Annotated in this window: 2 protein-coding genes and 1 pseudogene; 1 reads left to right on the forward strand and 2 read right to left on the reverse strand. The window is 73.4% G+C overall.

Features of this window, described 5'->3' with window-relative positions; genetic code table 11:
- Positions 1-1,583, forward strand: a pseudogene (locus WA805_RS12045) (hypothetical protein); the annotation flags it as partial.
- Between the two features lie 21 nt (positions 1,584-1,604).
- Here the strand turns inward: WA805_RS12045 and WA805_RS12050 are convergent.
- A complete protein-coding gene (locus tag WA805_RS12050) occupies positions 1,605-1,997 on the reverse strand; it encodes a hypothetical protein (protein ID WP_422340480.1) in 393 nt (130 codons plus the stop codon).
- Between the two features lie 93 nt (positions 1,998-2,090).
- Positions 2,091-3,256 (reverse strand): MFS transporter (locus WA805_RS12055; RefSeq protein ID WP_425242374.1); only part of this gene is annotated, 1,166 nt, incomplete at its 5' end.

Genomic DNA, 3,256 nt, shown 5'->3' on the forward strand with positions numbered 1-3,256 from the left:
GCCAGGAGCTGCACGCCGTGATGGCCGACGGCGCCGGGGCGCTCCCCGGCGAGCCGCCGCTGGCCGGCGGGACGGTGGCGCTGTTCAACAGGGGGACGCCGAGCGGCGTGGTGACGCCGGACGGGACGCTTTGGATGACGCTGCTGCGCGCCTGCTCCAGCTGGCCGAGCGGGGTGTGGATCGACGGCGACCGGCGGACCGCGCCTGACGGGTCGAGCTTCGCCTGGCAGCACTGGGCGCATACGTTCTCGTACGCGCTGGCGGCGTCGGCGGACGGCTGGCGCGAGGCCGGGTTCAACGCGGGCGCCGAGGACTACAACCACGACCTGACCGCGGTGGTGACCGGGGAGGCGGCGGAAGGCGGCGACGGCGGTGGCGCTGGCGATGGCGCGGCGGCCCTCACGCTGAGCGTGCCGAACGTCACGCTGTCCGCCCTCAAGCCGCACGGCAATCCCCTCGCCGCCGGCCGGCCAGGCGGGCTGCCGGCCGACCGGGCGGTGACCGTCAGGCTGCGGGAGACCGAGGGGATGTCGTCCCTGGTCCGGGTCCGCGCCGGCGCCGCCCTCGGCGGCATCGAGGCCGCCTGGCGCGCCAGCCTCCTCGAAGAGGAGGACGACTCCGGGCTCCCCGTCAGCGACGGCGCGGCCCTCGTGGGCATCGGCCCGTTCGAGACGGTAACGGCGGTGCTCCGGCTGGGGGCGGCTCCCGGCCTCGTACCGGCGCCGACGGCGGCGGCGGTTGAGCCGTCAGTCCCGCCCGAGCCGGCTCAGCCGGTGCACACGCGGTACTGGCTGCACGGCAAGGGCCCGGCGCCCGCCGGGAACGTCCCGGTCGCGGTGCACGTCACACCGACCAGGATCACGCTCGGCGGCTACAGCGATGGCGCCGAGTTCGGCGAGGGCGACCCCGCCGTCCCCCTCCAGCTCAGCCTGGCCTGCGGCCCCGAACCCGCCAGCGGGGCGGTCGAGCTGCTGGTGCCCGACGGCCTGCTGGCGGAGATCGACGGCGCGCCGGTCACCGCGGACGCGCCGCTGCCCTTCGACATTCCCGGGCATGGGTTCACGACGTGGGATGTAGTGGTCCGTGCCCGGCCGGGCGCCGACGCCGGGCGGTACTTCGTCGCGGCCAGGATCCGCGACGGGCTGGGCCAGCTGCTCGAGGACACCGCGCTCGTCACGATCGGCGAACCAGGCGCCCCGGACGCCAGCCAGCCGCCCGAGGAGCTGTTCTTCCGGCTGCAGTCAGACGTCCAGGGCATGGCGGCCGAGGCAGACCTGGAAGTGCTCACCCCCGAGCTGCGGCTGGCGCCCGGCGAGCGCGGCGAGCTGACCGTCCGGGTCGCCAGCCACCTGGCTTCCGGCCTGCGCGGCGAGCTCCAGCTCATCTCGCCGATCGGCACCTGGCGGGCCACCGCGCCGTGGACGCAGGCGGTCACCGTGCCGCCTGGCGGAGAGGCCGCGGCGAGCTTCGCCGTCACCGTGCCCGCGACGGCCGAGCCAGGCTGGCAGTCCTGGCTCCTGGTCAAGCTCATGTACTTCGGCCGCGTCCGCTACTCGCAGGCGGTCCCGCTCACGGTGACCTGACAGCGGGCTTCGCGGCAGTGCTCAGGCCGCGAGCGGTTTCACCGTGAGCTGGTAGTCCTCCCGGATCAGGCCGTCCCGCCCGAGGAGCAGGAAGATCCTGGCGGCCCAGGCGGCCTCCCCGTCGGGAGTAGTCAGCTGGACCGTGAAGGTCACGATGTCGTCGTGACTGGCCACGTCGCCGGCGGACGTGAGGGCATAGGCGCCGGTGGCGACGAACTGCTCGTAGGCTTCACGCACCCTTGTGTCGAGCCCGTCGTGCCCGCGGAACTGGATGCCGCCGTCGATGAACTCGACGCCGTCCGGTGCCCACAAGGCGGCGACGGCGGCACGCCGGGCGGCGGGGTCGGGTTCGCTCCATACGGCTAGGTACCGGTCAGCGATCTTTCCGGCCGTCAGTTCACTTGTCTCGGTCATGATCATGCGCCCCTTCCATCGGCTAAGCGAGTGCGTCAGGAAAAGGCTCAACCCTCCCATTACAGGAGGGTCAAGCCGTGTCCCGACCGCGACTTACTCGATGTCTGGTACCGGCACGAGGTCCAGCTCGTCGGTCTCGGCTGGCGCCAGCGCCGGGCCGGCTGGCCGGCCGCGCAGCAGGATGGCGATGATCAGCAGGGCCGCCACGTCGAAGATCGCCGCGAGGCCGAACGCGGCGGCCATGCCGTGCGCGAGCACGTGCTTCTGGAACGCCGCCGCGGACTGCCCCGCCACCGGGTGCGCAAGCGCGGTGCGGCTCGCTGTGCCGAACACCGCGACAAGGACCGCCAGGCCGAGTGAGCCACCGAGCTGCTGCATGACGTTGACCATGCTGGAGGCGGCGCCGGAGTCCTGCGGCCGCACCCCGGCCAGCGAGGCTGTGGTCAGCGGCACGAACACGACGCCCATGCCCGCGCCGAGCAGCACCATGGGCGGGAAGATCCCGGTCCAGTAGCTGGTGGCCGGGGACACCTGGGACAGCAGTGCCATGCCGGCCACCACCGGGAGCATGCCCGCGACCATGAGCCGCCACTGCCCGAACACCGGCATCAGCCGCGGCACCCCGCGAGACACCGCGAACAGCAGCAGGGTCATCGGCAGGAACGCCAGGCCTGCCCGCAGCGGGCTGAAGCCGAGCACGTCCTGCAGGAACTGGGTCAGGAAGAAGAACATCCCGAACATGCCGCCCACCAGCAGCAGCCGCGCCGCGAACGAGCCGGACCTGCTGGCGTCGGCGAACAGCCGCAGCGGCGTGATCGGCTGCGGGGCGCGGGTCTCGGTGCGCAGGAAGACCGCGAGCAGCACGGCCGCCGCCGCGAACGCCGCTAGCCCGACACGGTCGCCCCAGCCGTAGGACGCGGCCCTGATGAAGCCGTAGACGAGCGCGGCGACGCCGGCCGTCGAGGTAATCGCGCCCGCCAGGTCGAAGCGGCCGGGCTGCCGGGGCGTCTCCGCGACGAACAGCGGAGTGGCAGCGACCACCGCGATGCCGATCGGCACGTTGATGAACAGCACCCAGCGCCAGTCCAGCCACTGGGTGATCACCCCGCCCAGGACGAGGCCGAGCGAGCCGCCGCCGGTCACCACGCCGGCGTAGATGGCCAGCGCCCTGGTCCGCTCCCTGCCTTCGGGAAAGCCGCTGACGACCAGCGCGAGCACGGCGGGCGAGGCGAGCGCGCCGCCGACGCCCTGCGCGACGC

It is taken from the genome of Trebonia sp., assembly GCF_049794275.1.
Lineage (GTDB): Bacteria > Actinomycetota > Actinomycetes > Streptosporangiales > Streptosporangiaceae > Trebonia.